Origin of the sequence: Cellvibrio mixtus subsp. mixtus J3-8, assembly GCF_000766945.1 — a bacterium.
GTDB classification, from domain to species: domain Bacteria; phylum Pseudomonadota; class Gammaproteobacteria; order Pseudomonadales; family Cellvibrionaceae; genus Cellvibrio; species Cellvibrio mixtus_A.
In genome coordinates, this window is sequence record NZ_ALBT01000058.1 from 30611 (window position 1) to 51421 (window position 20811).

A 20811-nucleotide genomic window follows, 5' to 3' on the forward strand; every position below is an offset into this window, starting at 1 on the left:
TTTTTTGGCACCCAAAGTTTTTAATCGGTAGATGACTGTTTAATGGCCATAAAAAATAATGCGATGAGCAGAATGTTTCTATCCAGGCGAAAATAGCTTGGTTATATTTCTCAGGTAGGATGATTCGACGCACTCATGGAAGAATCAGGATCTACGGATAATCAATTCAGTAATAAGGAGTATGTTATGAAATTTATGTCAGGGTTTTTAATCGCTGCATTGGCTTTACCGGCATCGGCAGGTTTGATTCGCCACGATACACCAGACTCCTGGTATACCGGGTTCGGCAATGAAGCAGCATTTAGCGGTGTAGGTTTAATCGCATTTGATACCGCAGAGGCCTCTTACACCTGCAGCGGTACGGTAATCCATAAAAATTGGGTATTAACCGCTGGCCACTGCGTGGATGATGCTACGGCGATGTCATTTTATTTGCCCGATGGCGACAGCTGGCGCTTTTATGAAGCCAAATCCTGGGTTGCACATGAAAATTTTTCGGAGACTGGATTAGTTGCCGGTTGGGATATTGGCTTGATGCGTTTTGAATCCGATTTCGATGTGGCTCCGGCACAATTGTATCGCGGCGGCAGTGAGTGGTTTAGCGCAATTGCCAGCGTTGGCTTTGGCCGAACCGGTGATGGTCTTACAGGACCGCTGACGTCGGATTATGAACGTCGTGGCGGCACCAATATCGTTGATGACCTCTGGTCCCTTGAGGGCAATGGCGACCAAATAATCTGGGCTGATTTCGATCATCCAACCGACCCATCCTTTAACTTGTTTGATTATCCTGAATTCAGTTTTGATGACCTCGCGACGGTCCTGGAAATAATGGCGGCGCCGGGTGATTCCGGGGGCGGTGTTTTTATTGAAGAGGACGGGCAAGTCTATTTAGCGGGTGTCCACTCATTTGGTGGGGATTTTAATGAGGATGGTATATGGGGTTATGGAGATGCCTATGGTTCTACCCGGGTTAGCAGTTTTATTGACTGGATTGATTCCAAAATGAAAGCCAATATTCCCGAACCCTCGACCCTGGTGTTGATGCTTGCAGGGTTACTGGGGTTGGCTGCTCGTCGCCATTTGAAGGCATAACGCTGTTTATTTCCTCGCTGTACCTGACAAAGGGGGTCATGTAGTATCACATCCTATTACAAAACAACAATTACAACAAAAAATACTGTTACAGCGAGGGTCAGCAAGTGAAAGACGATAAACCCACATCCTTTGATATTGCCTATCGCGCCGGCGTGTCCCAATCCACCGTATCGCGCGCGCTGCGCAATAGCCCGTTAGTGAATGAAGAAACCCGCCTTAAAGTGCAGCAAATCGCCCGCGAATTGAATTACAAGGTGGATAAAAACGCGAGCAGCCTGCGCTCCCAGCAAACCAAAACTATTGCGCTGTTATTGTGCGAGGATCAAGGCACAGGCAATTCCCTGATCAACCCGTTTTTTCTCTCGATGCTTGGCAGCATTACGCGTGCAACCGCCAATCGCGGGTTTGATTTATTAATTTCCTTCCAGCAATTCAGCGAAGACTGGCATGCGGATTATGAAGATGCCAATCGCGCTGACGGCATTATTTTTTTGGGATATGGCGATTACGAAAGCTTCGTAAAAAAACTCACCTATCTCACTGAAGTCGGTGCGCACTTTATTACCTGGGGCCCGGTACTTGAAGGCCAGCCAGGCGTTTCCATCGGTTGCGATAATTTCAATAGCGCCTACATGGCCGCAAAACATTTATTGGCGCTGGGCCGAAAAAATATTGCATTTCTCGGCGATGTTTCCGAGCACAGTCCCGAATTTGCGGATCGCTATCACGGCTTCTGTAAAGCGTTGCAAGAAGCAGGGATAGAACCCAATCTGTTGCTACAAGTTGCTGCCGAAACGTCCGAAGAAGAAGGTTACAAAGCGACGCTGAAATTGTTGCAGCGACGCACTCCCTTTGATGCAATTTTTGGCGCGAGTGATTTAATTGCTATCGGCGCTATGAAAGCGCTGGAAGAAGCAGAATTGCGCGTACCACAAGAAGTCGCGGTGATGGGCTTTGATGATATTCCAATGGCCTCCTACACCCATCCACCGCTTTCCACTGTGCAGCAGGATACGTTGCTTGCCGGCGAATTACTGGTAGAGAATTTATTAAAACTGGTTGCAGGTGAAAAACCGGAATCGATGTTGCTGCCGGCGAAATTAATGGTACGGGGGTCTTGTGGGGCGGTGAAGCGGTAATCCCCTCCCGGCCTCCCCTTTGAAACGGGGAGCGTAGCCAAGGGAGGGATTAATCTTCCGAATCCCTCACAAACATCACCGAAATAGCCCCAAGTATCATACAAACACCTGCCAGCACGATGATGTAAATCGCTTCGTTATTGAAAGCATATTTTAAAATTTGACCGGCAACCAAACCGGAAATAATTTGTGGGGCGGCGATAGTGAAATTAAAAATGCCCATGTACACGCCAGTTTTATCCGCTGGTAACGTGCTTGAGAGAATTGCATAGGGCATCGCGAGAATAGCGGCCCAGGCAATGCCAACACCAATCATCGGGATAATTAAATCGAGCGCACCTTGCGGGATATCCACTTCGGTAATCAATAAATATACATGCACAATTTCGGTGTTTTGAAAAAATAAAAAGCTGATATAGCCGAGACCGCCTGCCAACAGTGAGAGCGAATAAGTCAGTTTGCGCCCGAGCTTATTGGCGATGCGTGTTAGCACAATGGAAAATAATGCGGCGAATAATGAATAGGCAGCAAAAATAATTCCTACCCAATCGCCCGCGGCGCCTTTGGCCGCTGCAATTTCCGGCGGAATTACCGCGAGTGAATGCAAATAATCGGCATCAAACCATTTGGCTTCTATGCCCCAGATATATTGCGTAATTGCCGGGGTGGTGTAGACCCACATAATAAAGAGCGAAAACCATGAAAAGAATTGCACTACCGCCAGCTGGCGCATGGTCTTGGGCATATTAATAAATAATTGCCAGAAATTTCCCAAACGAACAGCGAGCGATTTTTTTTCAACGGGTGCTGTAGCGGTTAAACCTTTGTAGCGATTGTATTCTTCCGGTGGATATTCTTTGGTACGAATCACGGTCCAGAGCACTGCGCCGAGCAATGCGCTTGCGCCAATATAAAACGCCCAGGTGACGGTGGGTGCAACTTCACCTTTTGCAGCGGTATTATCCAGGCCAATAACGTTGGTGAGCAGGAATGGCAATATAGAGCCAATCACTGCGCCGATATTAATTAGCAGCGCCTGGATTGAATAACCGAGGGTGCGTTGCTCATTCGGTACCATATCGGCCACCAATGCGCGAAACGGTTGCATGGTGACGTTGAACGCACCGTCCATTAACGCCAGCATCAAACCACCGAATAACATTGGTGCCATTAGCGATACAAAGAGCGGCGCATTGGGCATTAATAACATTCCCAATGCGGCAGCAATTGCGCCACCTAAAATAAATGGCCGGCGCCGGCCAACGCGATTCCAGGTGCGATCAGATGCTGCTCCCACAATCGGTTGTACCAATAAACCCATAATGGGTGCGGCGAGCCAGAATAATGAAAGTGAATGCAGGTCGGCGCCGAGATCGGAGAGCACACGGCTAACGTTTGCATTCTGCAATGCAAATCCGAGTTGGACTCCCAGGAAACCGAAACTGACATTCCAGACTTGCCAGAAGGGGAGTGATGGTTGTTTCATCGTGTATCGCCTTTGTTGTTATTAATACGTTGTTGTTGATAAATTGTTATGCGTTGATTGATATAAATTGCGATTTAATTTTACGCATTCTTTAAAAACCAAAACCCGTTTTCAATCAACGTTTGAAAACGGGGTCGGTGATAATGTTAGTGCGTTGACGTACTTATTTTACGTAGCGCGCTTCTGTACTTGCGTTTCTATCCCACACTTTTTCATCGCTCAGGCTGCGTAATAATTTCACATATTCCGCATGGGTCCACGCCAGTGGTGTTGCCGAGTTAGTGCCTTCGCCAAGGGTAAAGTTATAGACGGAATTATTGCCCACGCCATCCCACACTTGTTCCGGTAACATCATGCCCTCGTTGGCAAAGAGTTCCATTGCTTTCACATAAGTGTTGCGCAATTTTTCAGTGTCCAGATTTTTATTCGCTTTAGCCAATTGCAATTCATAATGGCCGCGTTCGCCTGTAAAGAATGGCCATACACGACCGCGTTGCTCTTTGGTGCTGGTGTCATTTACCGCAGCGTAACCGGCACCGGTGACGGTATCTTCACCATAACCGTCAATACCGTAACGGCGCCAGCCAGGGAAAGTCCCGTCAACACCGGGGAAGGTAAATTCATATTTAACGCGCAACAAATCCGGTAATTTTTGATTGTCGTATTCAGGCAGTGTTTCCTGGATATTGTTATCCGTTGCCGCGCGCACACCGTAACGCACCAATTCCAGAAAACCACCATCAATCACTTGCGATTGATCCGGAATTACCTGGCCGTTACGCTCTTCCAGCGGTGCAATCTCATTGGGATTTTGTTGAGTGTTCATGCGTAAAAAATATTTACCGTTGCCCAATTCACCTGTAAGTGAACCTTTGGTGGTAAACAACAATGCGTCGAGATTTTTTGAATAGCTATCCGCTGCGGCAAGATAACGCTTTGCATTTTCTGCATCACCCGCTTGCGTGGCTATATCGGCTGCTGAAACCAATCCTGCAATTACTGCGGCGGTTGTCGATGGCGAATAACCCGGTTGCTCTTCCCAGCGTTCTTGCTGGGTATAGGGTGGTTTGATCGTGGTGTCATTCCATAAAATTTTTACCGGTCCGCCATCTACTAAAAAGTTTGCGGCGGGTTTGAGCATTTTGTTGTACCAGTTGCCGATATCCGCATCGCTCAATACGCCTTCCTTCCACAAGCGCCAGCCGAGCATAATCGGCATCGCAGTTTGATCCAGTTGCACACCAACCCATTCCACTTCGCCATCGACGTGGGTTTTTTGTAAAAACCAACCGGGTGTTCCGGTATAGCCTTTTACATTCGGACCCGCTTGTACTTTTTCCAGATATTCAAAGGCGACGCGTGGTGATTCTGTATCGCCAAGGGCAAGCATTGCCATGGCAACTTGATAAAAATCGCGCGGCCATACCGCTTTGTAACCTGTTGCGGATTTTTCTGCCGGTTTGATATCGCCCCAGGGATTTGAAAGCGATGCGATAAATGCACCGGCATGGGTTTTATCTTCCTGCGCTTTTAAAACCATGGCGCTGGTGTAAAGTAATTTGCCGCCATCTGTTGCTGTTGCAGACAATTTTTCCAGTGCGGGTAAACTTGCGAGAAAATCCTGCCAGCCAATGGCATCACCGTCACCGTTATAATGCGCGAGTACTTTGTCGTAACCTTTTGCCAGGGTTTGCTCGGCGGCAGCCTGGCTTTCTGCGGGCGATTTGCCAAAGCCCAACACTAAATCCCATTGTGCATTTTCATCTTTCTTCAATGAATTTAATTGCAAGGTAAATGCGACATTGCCTTTATCGTTGCCAGTAGATGCGTAGGTTTTTGTCAGCGAACCTGTTTGTTTTATTTCCGTAATACCATCGGAAACGCCTTCAAAACCAACCGTGCTTTGTGCAACGGGCGCATTGGTTTTTAAACTCATGCTGACGTTGCCTTCACTGGCGGTCCAGGTGTTATTGGCGTAGGTCGCACTGTCGTTGCTGCCGGTATTGGCAATGGAGGGATTTACGAAAATATAAGGAGTAATACCGTCTTCCAGTGCACGGAATTTCACCCGCATCATTAATGCTTGCGAATCAGGATCGGTAAAAATATGTTTTTCAATTTCATATTTTCCTTCTTTATCCTTATTCACAATTTTGTAGGCAAGCGATGTCGGGCGGCCTTGTGGATCAGTATTCAGGTATTCAATCGTTGAAACTGTATCTTTCTTTTCCTCATCAAGCCATTTTTCGCCGAGCGAGTCATTTCCCTTAATAAAAAATTGCAGCTCTTGCAATTGTGCTTCATGAATCAAGCCGTACATGGTTTCTGTCAATATGCCTTGTGCAATTGAAAACCATACTTTGGAAACTGTGCCGGTTGCGCCTGCATCGCTATAGGTACCATTGGAATATTGTTCGAAAGAAGTGCCGATACCGGTTTTGCCAGAATAAGACCAGAGTGATCTTTTGCCGGGTGCGCCTGGTGCTGTTGCTGGTTGTTGGGGGCTGGTTGATTTGTCGGAGCATGCCACTAATAAACAGGCGCCGGATAAAACCGCGCTGCCCAGCGTTAATGCCAGAAGATTTTTTTTCATACCAGACCTCATGTAAAAACTGTTATTTGATTTTTTTGTCCGGGTATTCACTTTTAGCATTTTTCGTTTGGCTATAAGCTCGTCCCGTCATAGCAGAAATGACTATTTCGCCACCATAGGCCTTGGCTAGACTCAACTCAAGTGCGTGCATACGTATTCACATTGCATACGTATGCAAACAAGCCTAGTTCAAAAAATTTGCACGCGGTGAAAAGTGCGTGGCTTATGAATACGTATTCTATGGGAAATTTTGCGTTAAAAATCGGTCGGGCGATTTGCATACGTATGTAGTCACTTGGCGAAAAAAAAGGGCTCGCGTATGGTGTAAACATGAAGTTTGAATCGATCCGGATGGGCTGGTGCGATTCGTAAGATCCATAAAAATGTAGAGATTCCCGTAATGACAACGACTCCCTGGTGGCGCGGCGCGGTGGTATATCAGGTATATCCACGCAGCATGATGGACGCCAACAATGACGGCATAGGTGATATTCCAGGCATCATTAGCAAACTCGATTACATCGCCAGCCTTGGGGTGGATGCGATTTGGGTATCCCCGTTTTTTAAATCGCCGATGAAAGATTTTGGTTACGATATCAGTGACTATCGCGATATAGATCCTATCTTCGGAACCCTTGCTGATTTTGATGAGCTGATTGCCAAAGCCCATGCGCGCGGCATCAAAATAATTATCGACCAGGTGCTGAGTCACACTTCAGATATGCACGCATGGTTTCAGGAAAGTCGCGAGTCGCGCGACAATCCAAAAGCCGATTGGTATGTGTGGGCTGATCCTTTACCTGACGGTAACCCGCCGAATAACTGGCTCGCGATTTTTGGTGGTTCTGCCTGGGAATGGGAACCTCGTCGCTGCCAATATTTTTTACATAATTTTTTAAAAACCCAACCGGATTTAAATTACCACTGCGACGCAGTGCGCCAGCAAATTCTGGATGAAGTTGAATTCTGGTTAAAACGCGGTGTGGATGGGTTGCGCCTGGACGCGATTAATTTTTGCTACCACGATAAAGAATTGCGCTCCAATCCGGTTAAGCCGGAAGCAGAGCGCAAAGGCCGCGGTTTTTCAGTCGATAATCCCTATGCATTCCAGAAGCATATTTACGACAACACGCGCCCGGAAAATCTTGCGTTCCTGGAATCGTTACGCGCATTAATGGATCGTTATCCCGGCACCGTCACACTCGGTGAAATTTCTGCTGATGATTCATTGAAAACCATGGCGGAATACACTACCGGTAATTCACGCTTGCATATGGCGTACAGTTTTGAATTATTGGTAGAAAAATTATCCGGCAGTTACATCCGTGAAACCGTAGAAACACTGGAAAGTAAATTAACCGAAGGGTGGCCATGCTGGGCAATTGGCAACCACGATGTGCGTCGCTTTATGTCGCGCTGGGGTGGCGCAGACCAATCGCCGCAGTTAGCAAAAACATTGAATGCGATGTTGTTATCGTTGCGTGGCAGCGTGTGTTCTTATCAAGGTGAAGAGTTAGGGTTAACCGAAGCGGAAATTGCACAACACGAATTGCAAGATCCTTACGGTATTACCTTTTGGCCACGCTTTAAAGGCCGCGATGGTTGCCGTACGCCAATGCCGTGGAATCACTGCGATGAACACGCCGGTTTTTCCAGTAACAAAACCTGGTTGCCGGTTCCTGCGGAACATAAAAAAATGGCGATCAGTTTACAGGATGACAACAGTGACTCCATTTTAAACGCCTATCGCACATTTATGCGCTGGCGCAAAGCGCAACCGGCGATACGCTTGGGCGATATTAAATTTATTGCGGATGCAGACGACTATTTGGTTTTTGTTCGCCAGTATGAAGGTGAGCGTTTGTTGTGCGCATTTAATTTCGCTGCGGTTGCAACGACGATTGAATTGGATAATACCTACTCGCTCCAATCAGTGGAAGGTCACGGTTGCTATTCAGCAAGCACTACGGCAAATCACCTTGAAATCCCGGCGTACTCTGCATTGATTGCGCGTGTGGGTTAATGCCCCGCCACTATTTAGTGTGTCCCTGTCGTTTGTTTTACTTTTTGAGGGCGATTTCGCCCTCTTTTTTATTTTCGACACAGTGTAAAAATTATTTATTAATCGTTAATTTTTTTAATTTCCGGATTGAAAAAATTAATCGACTAGGCTTTTTAATTAAATGCAAGAGCGCTAATTGTTCCGTAATGACAGGTGATTGCATACGTATGCGCTCTTTTGAATACGTATGCATTCTATTGTGATCATCAGGTGCTAGGGCCTACCATCGTTTTAACGACAAAGCCGTTCTGGGTTGCGCATATTGCGTACGAGGGAGTGTCGTTCAAGCATTAGGCTAACCATACAGGCTAACAATAAAAGCTATACTCCGCGGAGAGAAAAACCATGAGAAAACCCACGTTCAACCACATGCTCGCTCTGGCTACCACTATGGCAATGGTCGCTGGTTCACAAGGTGTTTACGCGCAAGGTGCCGACGAACAAGTTGAAGAAGTCACAGTGACCGGCTTTCGTGCCAGTTTGCAAAATTCTATTGCAACCAAGCAGGCATCGCCTTCTGTTGTTGAAGCATTGACCGCTGAAGACATCGGTAAATTACCCGATACCAGTATTGCCGAATCTCTGGCCCGTTTGCCCGGCTTGACCGGTGAACGTCGCGATGGACGCACCAGTGGCATTTCAGTGCGCGGCTTTAATGAAAACTATGTAGCGACTACATTAAACGGCCGTGAAATTTTAGGCATCGGCGATAACCGCGGTGTTGAATACGATTTGTATCCTTCTGAAATTTTATCGGGCGCTGTTGTTTATAAAACGCCGGACGCCAGCAAAGTGCACCAGGGCCTCGGTGGTATTGTTGATTTGCAAACCATTCGCCCGCTCGAACGTGATCGCATCGTAACCCTGAATGCGAACTACGAATTTAACGAATTATCGTCAGCGAACCCGGATTATGATGACACCGGTCATCGCCTGGCATTTATTTATTCCGACAAATTTGCGGATGACACCGTAGGCGTTGCGTTATCTATCGCCACCATGGAATCACCCAGCCAGGAAGAACAATTCCGTGGATGGGGTTATGCCGATCTCGATAACGAAGGTCCCGGTGAGGTGGTTGCATTGGGTGGGCATGATTCGTTTGTACGCTCAGCATTAATGGAGCGCGATACATACGCCGGTGTTGTGCAATTTGCACCCAATGATCAATGGACTTTTGCACTGGATGCGCTCTATATCGATTTCACTGACTCCAAAGTATTTCGCGGTATGGAAGAGGGAACCGTGTGGGGCGGCGGTGTAACCAACGTGCATTCTGTCATTGAAAATAATTTGGTTACTGCTGGTGAGTGGAGCGGTTTCCATAGCGTTATTCGCAACGACGGTGAAGTGAAAGAAGGTGAACTCACCACATTCGGTTTCAATGCAGAATATTTAATTAACGATGACTGGTCGTTAACACTGGATGTATCCAGCGGTGAATCATCAAAAGATTTATTAAATATCGAAAGCTATTCCGGTGTTGGTCGTGCTGGCACTGCAACTCAAGGTGCACCGGCAGCGCGCTCTTACGTATTAACATCCAAGGGCGCAATATTTGGCCCGCATTCAACATTAACAACGCCGGATTATTCTAATCCTGCAAATATTCGCCTGGCTGGCCCACAAGCATGGGGCGGTGCAATTGCGCCGTTGGTTGGCGGACAAAATAATGCGCAAGATGGTTTTGTAAATAACCCGTATTTCGAAGAGAAACTGGATGCTGTGCGTTTGCAAGCAGAAGGTGATGTTGAATTTTCGATAATTAACGGCGTTGAATTCGGTATTAATTATTCTGATCGCACCAAATCCAAAGTTAACTACGGTGCATTCCTCACCGCTCCCGGTTTTTATGCGGCTGATGGTGTGACCATTGCCAATGGCGATGTCGCAGTACCGGACGAATATATTGTCGGAACTGCTGATTTAAGTTTCCTTGGCCTTGGCAGCATTCTGGCGTATGACGGCATTGGTATTTATAAAGATGGTTTGTATCGTTCCATTGATGCAACTACTACCGAGCCGAATCGCAAAGGCGATACTTACGAAGTAACTGAAAAAGTAACTACTGCATACGGTTTGGCAAAATTTGAAACCGGCATCCTTACCGGTAATATCGGTTTGCAAGTGGTTTCTTCTGATCAATCGGGAACAGGTTTTGATGCATACACCGGCGCGGATACTTTCGTAGCGGCAATTCCGGTGTCCGATAGCGACAAATACACAAAGTTGTTGCCATCCTTGAATATGAATTTCCAATTGACGGATGAACAAATCCTGCGCTTTGCCGCATCAAAAACCGCATCGCGTGCACGCATGGATGCAATGCGTCCTAACAGCGTAATTGGTTTCAGTTTTGATACCGCTCGTCGCAGCAGTTCCGATCCGCAATTCAGTGCATGGGATGCATCGGAAGGTAATACGCATTTAAAACCTATCGAAGCAATTCAGTCAGACCTTTCTTACGAATATTATTTTGCTGATGATGGTTTTGTGTCATTGACTTATTTCTATAAAGACCTGCAAAACTGGCATTTGTCTGAAAGTGTTGTTACGGATTTCACATCCTGGATTATTCCCGGTTATCACGATGCGGGAATTCCCGAACTGGTTTCCACCAGCGGTTTAACCACCAGAACGTTTGAAGCGGGCAGTGGTTATGTTGCCGGTAATGAAGTGCAAGTCAGTTTGCCGTTCCATGTATTTAGCGATGCGCTGGATGGTTTCGGTATTCTCACCAGCGCCACCTTCCTGGATGGTGAAATTGATTATGACGGTGAAAAACAGCGTATTCCCGGTCTTTCAAAAGAATCCTACCAATTGACGGTGTATTTTGAAAAAGGTGGTTTTGAATTCCGTGTTAGCGGTCGCAAGCGTGATGCTTACCTGAGTGAAGAGCGCGGCGTTAGCTTAAGCCTGGTGCCGGCAGTGGATCAGGGTGGTGAGTTGTGGGATGCACAAATCGGTTACGATTTCAGTGAGTCAGGTATTAAGTCACTGGATGGTTTGACGTTGACATTGCAAGCGCAAAACCTGACCGATGAAGAAACCATTACTACCCAGGAAACTGATTCACGTCAAATTAATCGTTACCAGCATTTCGGTGCTAACTATTTGTTGGGCGTGAATTACAAGTTCTAATTAAATGCCAAGCCTGAGTCAGGCCATGGTGTAGATGCATCAAAACCTGCCAGTGAATGCTGGCAGGTTTTTTTTTTAAGATTTATCTCGCTGTTGATTGGCTACAATAAATCCACCTTAAATTTTTTATTGCACAACGATAACAACAGGTTTCCTATGAAAAAAATTATCCTCCTGCGATGGTTGCTGGTATTCAATTTTGCCGCATTATTGCCGCTGTGTGCGAACGCCGAACCCTACAAAATCCAGCATCTGGAACCTGCTAACTGGTGGGTGGGAATGAAGTACGATCAAGTTGAATTGATGGTACATGGAGAGAATATTGGATCAACGCTGCCAGCAATTGATTATCCGGGCGTAACTATTGTCCACAGTGAAAAAGCAGATAACCCTAATTACTTATTTGTCACTATTGATATTGCAGGAACAGCGAGGCCGGGAAAATTTCCAATTCGTTTTTTGCTGGATGGACAAGAAAAAAGTAGCGCAACTTATACGTTGTTCGCACGTGAAAAAAAATCTGCCGAACGCATTGGTTTTAGTTCACGTGATGCTATTTATTTGATTACACCGGATCGCTTTGCCGATGGCAATTCGGCTAACGATGCCTTGCCGGGTTTTACGGAACAACCTGATCGTAAATTTAAAGGCGGTCGCCACGGCGGTGATATTGCGGGTATGACGCAACATCTGGATTACATCGCGACAATGGGGTTCACGCAAATCTGGCCAAATCCATTAACGGAAAATAACCAGCCTGAATATTCCTATCATGGATACGCCGCGACCAATTTATATTTAATCGATGCGCGCTATGGCACTAATGACGATTTTAAAAAATTTGTGCGCAAGGCAAAACAAAAAGGCATGGGGGTTATCCAGGATATAGTGCTCAATCATATCGGTTCCAAACATTGGTGGATGGCGGACATGCCGGAAAAAGACTGGTTGAATTTTCCGGATAAATATACGGAAACCTCACATCGTCGCACTACTATTCAAGACCCTTATGCCGCGCCGGATGATAAAGCATTATTTACCGGCGGCTGGTTTGTCACCACCATGCCAGATTTAAATCAAAACAATCCGCACCTGGCGACTTATCTTATTCAAAACACATTGTGGTGGATTGAATACGCCGGCTTAAGTGGTGTGCGCGAAGACACTTACGGTTATGCGGATGCTGAGTTCTTGTCACGTTGGGCAAAAATAGTGATGGAGGAATATCCAAATTTTAATATGGTCGGCGAAGAGTGGAGTAGTAATCCGGCGATTATTGCCCACTGGCAAAAAGGCAAGCAAAATCCGAGCGGCCATGTTCCGCATATACCCAGCATGATGGATTTTCCAATTCACGATGCATTGCGCCTGGCGTTAAGCGAAGAAGAAAGTTGGGGCATGGGTGTGATTCGTTTGTATGAAACCCTGGCCAATGATTTTATTTATCCCGATCCGTTTAATCTGGTGATATTTCCTGAGAATCACGATACTGCGCGTATTTATTCAATCCTGGATGAAGATCTGGATCTGTTCAAAATGGCAATGGTTTATTTAGCAACCATGCGTGGGATCCCGCAATTTTATTACGGCTCGGAAGTGTTACTAACGAGCCCTAAAGAGCGCGATGACGGTGCCGTGCGCGCCGATATGCCCGGTGGTTGGAAGGGGGATAGTAAAAATGCATTCACTGGAAAAGGCCTGACTGCAAAAGAAAAAGACGCGCAGCAATTTATAAAACAATTATTTAACTGGCGCAAAGAATCCACGGTGATCCACTCAGGAAAATTACAACACTTTGCTCCGGTTGATGGAGTCTACGTTTATTTCCGTTATCTCGATAATAAAACCGTGATGGTCGTGCTCAACAAAAACACGCAGGAAAAAACCTTGGCGTTATCGCGCTTTAATTCTTTTTTGAAAGATAAAACCGGCGCGCAAAACGTATTGGCCAATAAGAAAATTGTGTTGGGTGAATCACTGGTGTTGCCAGCCAAATCATCATTGGTGCTTGAACTGGAATAGCGGGTGATATTTTTTGTTATTCTCGCTTCCCTGCTCTTTAAGGGAGTGTGGCGAAAAATGAATTCAATTGCTACTTAATTGTCCAACATCATTGCCGTAGCTGTTCGCTGATATACATCATGACAGCTATGGTGGTCTGGAAAAATATATGAAAACAAAAATACTTATTAGCGCTATGGTGTTGGCATTGTCCGCTTGCTCCTCGACTACAGATCAAACAGCACCATCAGCCCAGGCAACATCGGCCCATAATCCATCAATCAATAAGGAGGCGGTGATGCAGGGTAAACCTGTCGTGTACCAGATTTTCACGCGTCTTTATGGCAATAAAAACACCACCAATAAACCCTGGGGCACTATTGAGGAAAATGGTGTCGGGAAATTTAATGATATTGATGAGGCTGCACTCAAATCGATTAAAGAATTAGGCACAACCCATGTGTGGTATACCGGTGTGCCGCATCACGCGGTGATTCGCGATTACACGGCTTACGGTATTACCAATGACGACCCCGATGTCGTGAAGGGCCGCGCCGGTTCGCCGTATGCGGTTAAAGATTATTACAATGTGAATCCTGATTTAGCGGTTGATCCCGCACAGCGCCTGCAAGAATTTGAAGCATTAATTGCACGCACCCATGCACAGGGCATGAAGGTAATTATCGATATAGTTCCCAACCATGTTGCGCGTTCTTATCATTCACTCAGCAAACCGGCCGGTGTCGATGATTTTGGTGCGCGCGATAATACCCATGTTGAATATGCGCGCGATAATAATTTTTATTATGTGGTGAACCAGCCTTTCAAGGTGCCAGAGCCGCAGCATCATTATCGCCCGTTGGGTGGTGAGCCGCATTTTCTAAGTGACGGACAATTTTATGAAGTTCCTGCCAAATGGACTGGGAATGGTTCCCGGTTGGCGCAACCGAAATTTGATGATTGGTATGAGACCGTAAAAATTAATTACGGTGTCAGTGCCGATGGCTATAAAGATTTTCCACTGCTGCCGGCAGAGTATGCATACAAAGATGTGCGTGAGCATGCAGAGTTCTGGCGAGGGAAATCGGTACCGGATTCATGGATTAAATTCCGCCAGATTGTCGAATATTGGTTGGATAAACATGTCGATGGTTTCCGTTTTGATATGGCAGAAATGGTCCCGGTTGAATTCTGGAGTTACTTGAATTCTGCAATCAAACAAAAAAATCCTGATGCATTTTTATTGGCGGAAGTTTATAACCCGGCGGAGTATCGTAATTATTTGCGCTTGGGAAAAATGGATTATCTCTACGATAAAGTAGAAATGTACGATAGTTTGAAAGCGATCATCCAGAATCGCGCACCAACGGATGTGATTGCGCAAGTGCAAAGCGGTATGGCAGATATTGAATCCCATATGCTGCATTTCCTGGAGAATCACGATGAGCAACGTATTGTCAGCCCTGAATTTGCAGGCGATGCACAAAAAGCCAAGCCGGCAATGGTGGTGTCTGCATTAATCAGTCGTTCGCCAACCATGCTGTATTTTGGACAGGAGGTGGGTGAAGCAGGTGCTTTAGCATCTGGTTTTGGTAGTCCGTCGCGCACGACAATTTTCGATTACGCCGGTGTACCTGCACACCAACGTTTTATGAACGGTGGAAAATTTGATGGTGGGCAATCAACCGCTGCTGAAAAAGACTTGCGGGAATTTTATCGCCAGTTGCTAAACCTTTCTGCTCGTGAGTCGGGTTTTAGTGGCGAATATCGCGAATTACACAGTCTGAATCGCTACGCGGGCGGCGGCTATGATGGAAAAGTTTTTGCCTTTGCGCGGTGGAATTCCCATCAACAATGGTTGGTGGTCAGTAATTTCAGTGCGACTGAGGTGCGCGAATTCAATTTGCAATTGACGCCTGATCTGGTGGAGCAATGGCAGCTTACAAAGCCTGAATACGAATTGCAGTCGAGGCTCGGCGAAAACAGAACATTGCTACTGCACGTTCACGATAAAAGTGCCAGCGTTACTATCAAGCTGGCGCCGTTGGAATCGTTGGTTTTGCAGTTAAAAAATTAATAATTTTAAAGTATGTAGTTGATTACTATGTAGTGAGTTGGTAACAAAATCCGGCTGGTATTCTGCGTGAATAAAATGGTAGCTGTACCGGGATTTTTTATGTCATCAACTTACTATATTGATTTGCTAACACCGTATCGTTTTGCCACATCATTGATAAAAGGCATCCGCTCAGGATTAATCCGCTTAAAAATATTTGTATAGATTTAGCCTAAGTCCCCTTAATGCCGGCCGGTAATCATTGAATATTAATTTCTTTGCCAATATTTTTTTATTAGCAATTAATCAAAGCAGAATAGTGGTTCTCTGCTAGCGCAGGGTTTATCTGCATTTATTTCTGCTGGTGTTACTTTTATTCTCCTTTTGCGCCTTTGCATACGTATGCAAAGGCGTTGTTTTATCTGCCGGTTTTTTGCATACGTATGTAGTTTGCGAATGGAAATTTGCAAACTTAGACTAAGCTTTGAGCATTAATTTATTAATTCAATTGATTGATTTTGTAAAAAATCCTGTCTGCCATGCAGCATTTTTTAATGCATGTTTTTTTGTGGCCCGGATGCAAATATTTGCGAGCGATAACTAAAAAAATGCTCATTAAGATCAGAAATATATGAGCGCAACTTGTTAATGCAATGTTGCCGGCTACCTGTTCGTGTTTGATACCAATGTAAAAATAATATTGTGGGAGATAGCAAATGAACCTTAACGCTCGAAATAAAATCAGGCGGCTAATGCAGGGAGTTCTCCCCCTGTTATTAGTCGTTTTTACGTTGACCGGTTGTGGCGGCGGTAGTGGTACTGATAATAAAAAAGTTGATTTGCCGACCTGTCGTGATCCGCAAGTGGTGCTGGATAACGGCACTTGTGGTGATCCTCGTCCTCCTTATGAATTACCTGCTTGTCCTGAAGGGCAAGTGCGCGATGGTGAAAATTGTATCGTGCCGGATTTCCCGGCACCGGAAAGAAAACCGGGACCCAATGAAGTTGTGATTTATGTAAATGTGGAAGGCACAGATGATGAGCGCTTCAGTGCGTTTGCCGGTTACAACCTGCATTTGTGGCAGGATTGCGGCGGTGGCTGGGGAAGTTCCGCAACGGACAGTACCGGCAAGTCCTACACCATTCCTACTACCTGGCCAGTTGGCCCGGGTATCAGCAGCAAAAATACCGGTGCAGCCGGCGAACGCCATGACCCTTACTACGGTGCGTTCTTTGTAATTCCTGCCAGCGAATTAGGCACTTGCGGTAATTTCATTATCAAAACTCCCGGCGGCGCTGCGCAAACTGAAAACATGCAAATCAGTATTAAACGCGGCGGTGGCGATTTTGATCGCATGGCCTGGGTGGTGATAAATACCAGCAACATGCGCAATAGCCGGTTGAGTGATATTCCGGTTTGCCTTACTGAAAAATGTACGCTTGAACGTCCGTTGGTAAATATTAGCGATGTGGAGGCGCATTGGATTAGCCCGCGTACTATTTTGTGGAATCGCGAATTTGCGGCGAATAAAAAAGTTGAACTTTATCGTTCAACTACCGGTGGTATCAGTGCAGCGCAAGATGGCAGTGTGCAAGGCGGCCAATTATTGGCAACGCTAAATCCTGGTCGTCCGATGACTGAAGAAGAGCAGGCGCTGGTGCCGCACCTGGAGAGTTACCTCGCTTACGACTTACCGTCCAGTATTTCTATTGACACGATTAAATCCGCGTTGAAAGACGAACTGATTATTCTCGGGCGTTACGATTCTGTTGAAAAAAATGATAAGGATGAAACGGTCACTATCGAACGCGGCCGCGCTACGCGAATCCAATTGCCCCATGTGTTGGATGCGCTCTACACCGCAGGTGCAAATGCCGATGCGGATGAAGCAAAACTCGGTGTGAATTACAGCGATGGTGTAGGCGTTTCTGTGTGGGCTCCCACCGCACAAAATGTTGAACTGCGTATTTATTCCGGTGAACCTTTGCGTGTTGCCGATACAAAAACCATGCAGTGGGATGCGCATACCGGTATCTGGAGTTACAAAGGTTCGGCCGCGGAACTGGACCGCAAGTATTACCGTTTCCGCGTGACTGCTTATAATCCATTGGCGAAAAAAGTGCAGCGCCTGGAGGTGACTGATCCTTATTCGGTCTCGCTGTCGACTAACAGTCGCCATTCACAATTTGTGAACTTGAATGATGCGGATTTGAAACCGGCAGGCTGGGATAATCACGCCGTGCCTACGGTTGTTTCACCGGAAGCGGCAACAATTTATGAAGGCCATGTGCGCGATTTCAGTGTTAGTGATCAAAGCACGCCGGCGGCGTTCCGCGGTAAATATCTTGCATTTGCCCAAACCAATACGGCACCGGTTGAGCACTTGCGCAAACTGGTTGCATCAGGCCTTACTCATATTCATTTGCTACCGAGTAATGATATTTCTTCCGTCAACGAAGATGTCACGGCGCAAATAAACCTCGACAGTTATATTTTTGAGTTGTGTCAAAAAGTCGCGGACAAGGCCTCCGTGGAGGTATGCGATGGTTCTGTGAGTAACGGCGCCACTATTCGCAGTGTGTTGCAAGGGTTTGATCCACAATCCGCCAAAGCGCGTTCGCTGGCTGCGGCTATGGCGGATCTTGATGGTTTCAACTGGGGTTATGACCCGCAACATTTCAATGCGCCGGAAGGTAGCTACGCCACCAATCCGCAGGGCGCGGTGCGTGTAAAAGAAATGCGTGAAATGAACATGGCGTTGCATCAACTGGGTTTGCGTGTGGTGATGGATGTGGTGTATCCGCACACCGTTTCATCCGGTTTTGAGGCGGCTAATTCCGTGTTCGATAAAGTGGTTCCCGGGTATTACTATCGCACCAATCCCGCCACCGCCGAGCCGGAAAGAGGTACGGCTGCCGGACCGGATACCGCAACGGAACATCGCATGATGGGCAAATTCGTTGCTGACTCTGTGGTGCAGTGGGCGCAGCAATATAAAGTGGATGGCTTCCGTTTTGACCAATCCGGCTTTATGCCCAAATCCGTTTTGGTCGATGCTTATGAAGCCGTGCAAGCGGTGGATGCCGATAATTACTTCTACGCCGAAGCCTGGACACCGGCGGGCGGCACCTCGGGGGATCGTATCGTCGAGCGCGCCGTGCAGGATGCGTTGGCAGGTACCGGTATTGGTACGTTCAATGATCGTATCCGCAATCCCTTGCAACGTTTGGCGTTGATCCGTGGTGAAAATGTAGATGCGGTGCGCGCCGGCCTTGCGGGTAACCTCAGAAACTTCAAGCTCAAAACCCGATCCGGTGCGGTTGTTAATGCGGAAACTGTAGGTGCCTATAACCTCGATCCGCAAGAGGCCGTTAACTATGTGGATAAGCACGATAACGAAACCCTGTGGGACTGGATCCATCGCCCCGATGCGGTACCAGCGTCATTGGGAATTGCTGACCGTGTACGTATTAGTAGCCTGACCAGTTCTATTCCCTTGCTGAGCCAGGGCGTGCCGTTTATCCATATGGGCAACGACTTGCTGCGCTCCAAATCCATGTCGCCTAACAGCTACAACGCGGGCGATTGGTTTAATGCGGTGGATTTCACCAAACAAACCAATAACTGGGCAGTCGGTTTGCCACCGGAATTGCGCGATGGTGTGACGGATCCTTATGTGCAAACCCTGTTTGCCAATCCGAATACCAAGCCAATGGCTAACCATATCGCGCAAGCTTCCTCCGTGTTTGACGAGTTCCTGTCTATCGCATCTGGCAGCCCGTTATTCAGCCTGCAGACCGCCGATGAGGTGTTGGATCGTGTCGGTTTCCACGATGGAGGCAAGAGCCAGGTAGCGGGGCTGATTGTGTACAGCATCGATGATGGTGTCGGCACTGTTGGCGATAGTGGTATTGCCCGTGCAGATCTCGACCCGGCTGTCGATGCCATCGTTGTCGTGATTAACGGTACTGCGTCCACGCAAACGCCAACGGTAAAAACCGCGAGCGGTTTTACGCTGCATAGCATCCAGAAAAACTCGGCCGATTCCGTAGTGCGTACTGCCAGCTTTACAGCGGCAGACGGTGGCGGCACTTTCAGTGTTCCCGCTTATACCACTGCTGTTTTTGTGAAAGCGCAGATGGGAGCGCAGGGGGAAGGCTTATCGGCAACTGCCAGCATCGGCTCCAGCACCGTAGTGCCTTATGGCGATACGGCGGTTTATGTGCGTGGTGATGTATCGGCTGCCGGTTGGGATGCAACCGCAGCAAATCGCATGACCTATGACGGCGATGGTATTTATTCGGTGTTGCTGAACGTGAGTGCCGGAACCCATAACTTCAAAGTTGCAGAAGCTAACTGGAGCAGCCCGAACCTTGGCTCGAACCAACCAATCAGCATTGGTGGCTCGATCACGCTGACACAAGGCAGCAATGACAATATCGCCATTACCGTGGCTACTGCCGGTCAGTATCGCTTCGAACTGGATGCTTCCAGCAGCACTACTGCACCAACCCTGCGGGTAATCGATCCGGAAACCTGGAAAGGTACGCCTGTTTATCTACCGGGTCAGATAACGGCTAATGGATGGAATTTCAGTGCCAGTAACCAATTGGCTTACGAGGGCAATAGTATTTATGCCTCCAGTTTGCATCTGGCGCCCGGTTCCTACGAGTTCAAAGTTGCTTCCAGCGATTGGTCCACCATTAACCTTGGTTCTGCCAGCGCGGTGGTATTGGGTGAGAGCCTGGTACTGGCGCAAGGCGGCGATAACCTCAGGCTCAATGTCGACGCAGAGGCCAATTATCGCTTTGTAGTGGATGCACGCAATCCGGATGCGCCGGTGATCAAGGTGTATCGCGAGGATGTATTTGCCGCAACGCCGATTTACCTGCGCGGACAGGTGTCTTCCTCCGGTTGGGATGAAACTAATGCCACTAACAAGCTTGTGTACCAAACGAAGGGGCTCTATTCCCTGATATTACCACTGGCGGCTGGCACATATGAATTCAAAGTGGCCGAAGCCACTTGGACCAATCCTAATCTTGGTGGCGGCGCAATTTTACTGGGTGAGCCGGCTGAATTAATTCAGGGTTCCAATAGTAATTTGGCGATCACTATTCCCAGTACTGGGGACTATCGCTTCACGGTGGATACCTCTAGCCCCAATGCACCTACCATCACTGTAGTGGCGACAGGCAACTAAAACCGGCTGGCTCCCCCGTCAATGGTGGGGA

General features: G+C 47.2%; 9 protein-coding genes. 7 read left to right on the plus strand and 2 right to left on the minus strand.

Features of this window, described 5'->3' with window-relative positions; genetic code table 11:
- Positions 1-186: 186 nt before the first annotated feature.
- The gene (locus A596_RS03025) at positions 187-1095 is read left to right on the plus strand and encodes a S1 family peptidase (protein ID WP_039912600.1); all 909 of its coding nucleotides are present in this window, start codon (positions 187-189) and stop codon (positions 1093-1095) included.
- A 107-nt stretch (positions 1096-1202) separates the two neighbouring features.
- Positions 1203-2237, plus strand: coding sequence for a LacI family DNA-binding transcriptional regulator (locus tag A596_RS03030; RefSeq protein WP_039912601.1), 1035 nt, complete (start codon positions 1203-1205; stop codon positions 2235-2237).
- A 49-nt stretch (positions 2238-2286) separates the two neighbouring features.
- Here A596_RS03030 and A596_RS03035 read toward each other — a convergent pair whose 3' ends face one another.
- Positions 2287-3723, minus strand: a complete 1437-nt coding sequence (locus A596_RS03035; protein ID WP_039912602.1) for an MFS transporter — start codon at positions 3721-3723, stop codon at positions 2287-2289.
- A 163-nt stretch (positions 3724-3886) separates the two neighbouring features.
- Entirely contained in the window at positions 3887-6316 is a 2430-nt protein-coding gene (locus A596_RS03040) for a glucan 1,4-alpha-glucosidase (RefSeq protein ID WP_039912603.1), read from the minus strand.
- 337 nt (positions 6317-6653) lie between these two features.
- On the opposite strand from A596_RS03040, the gene A596_RS03045 reads away from it, so the two are divergent.
- The 5 genes from A596_RS03045 (at position 6654) to A596_RS03065 (ending at position 20780) form a co-directional block, all read left to right on the plus strand.
- The gene (locus tag A596_RS03045; RefSeq protein ID WP_235425604.1) at positions 6654-8339 is read left to right on the plus strand and encodes an alpha-glucosidase family protein; all 1686 of its coding nucleotides are present in this window, start codon (positions 6654-6656) and stop codon (positions 8337-8339) included.
- A gap of 384 nt (positions 8340-8723) precedes the next feature.
- A complete protein-coding gene (locus A596_RS03050) occupies positions 8724-11519 on the plus strand; it encodes a TonB-dependent receptor (RefSeq protein ID WP_039912606.1) in 2796 nt (931 codons plus the stop codon).
- Positions 11520-11675: 156 nt separating this feature from the next.
- A complete protein-coding gene (locus tag A596_RS03055; RefSeq protein ID WP_039912607.1) occupies positions 11676-13541 on the plus strand; it encodes a glycoside hydrolase family 13 protein in 1866 nt (621 codons plus the stop codon).
- 148 nt (positions 13542-13689) lie between these two features.
- The gene (locus A596_RS03060; protein ID WP_039912608.1) at positions 13690-15597 is read left to right on the plus strand and encodes an alpha-amylase family glycosyl hydrolase; all 1908 of its coding nucleotides are present in this window, start codon (positions 13690-13692) and stop codon (positions 15595-15597) included.
- A 731-nt stretch (positions 15598-16328) separates the two neighbouring features.
- On the plus strand, positions 16329-20780 hold the full coding sequence (locus A596_RS03065) for an alpha-1,6-glucosidase domain-containing protein (protein WP_039912609.1): 4452 nt from the start codon (positions 16329-16331) through the stop codon (positions 20778-20780).
- Positions 20781-20811: the final 31 nt, after the last annotated feature.

Excerpts from the sequence above, each read along its gene's own strand:
- A596_RS03025 (WP_039912600.1), top strand. The coding sequence starts at position 187 with ATGAAATTTATGTCAGGGTTTTTAATCGCTGCATTGGCTTTACCGGCA.
- A596_RS03035 (WP_039912602.1), bottom strand. The coding sequence starts at position 3,723 with ATGAAACAACCATCACTCCCCTTCTGGCAAGTCTGGAATGTCAGTTTC.
- A596_RS03040 (WP_039912603.1), bottom strand. The coding sequence starts at position 6,316 with ATGAAAAAAAATCTTCTGGCATTAACGCTGGGCAGCGCGGTTTTATCC.
- A596_RS03050 (WP_039912606.1), top strand. The coding sequence starts at position 8,724 with ATGAGAAAACCCACGTTCAACCACATGCTCGCTCTGGCTACCACTATG.
- A596_RS03055 (WP_039912607.1), top strand. The coding sequence starts at position 11,676 with ATGAAAAAAATTATCCTCCTGCGATGGTTGCTGGTATTCAATTTTGCC.
- A596_RS03060 (WP_039912608.1), top strand. The coding sequence starts at position 13,690 with ATGAAAACAAAAATACTTATTAGCGCTATGGTGTTGGCATTGTCCGCT.
- A596_RS03065 (WP_039912609.1), top strand. The coding sequence starts at position 16,329 with ATGCAGGGAGTTCTCCCCCTGTTATTAGTCGTTTTTACGTTGACCGGT.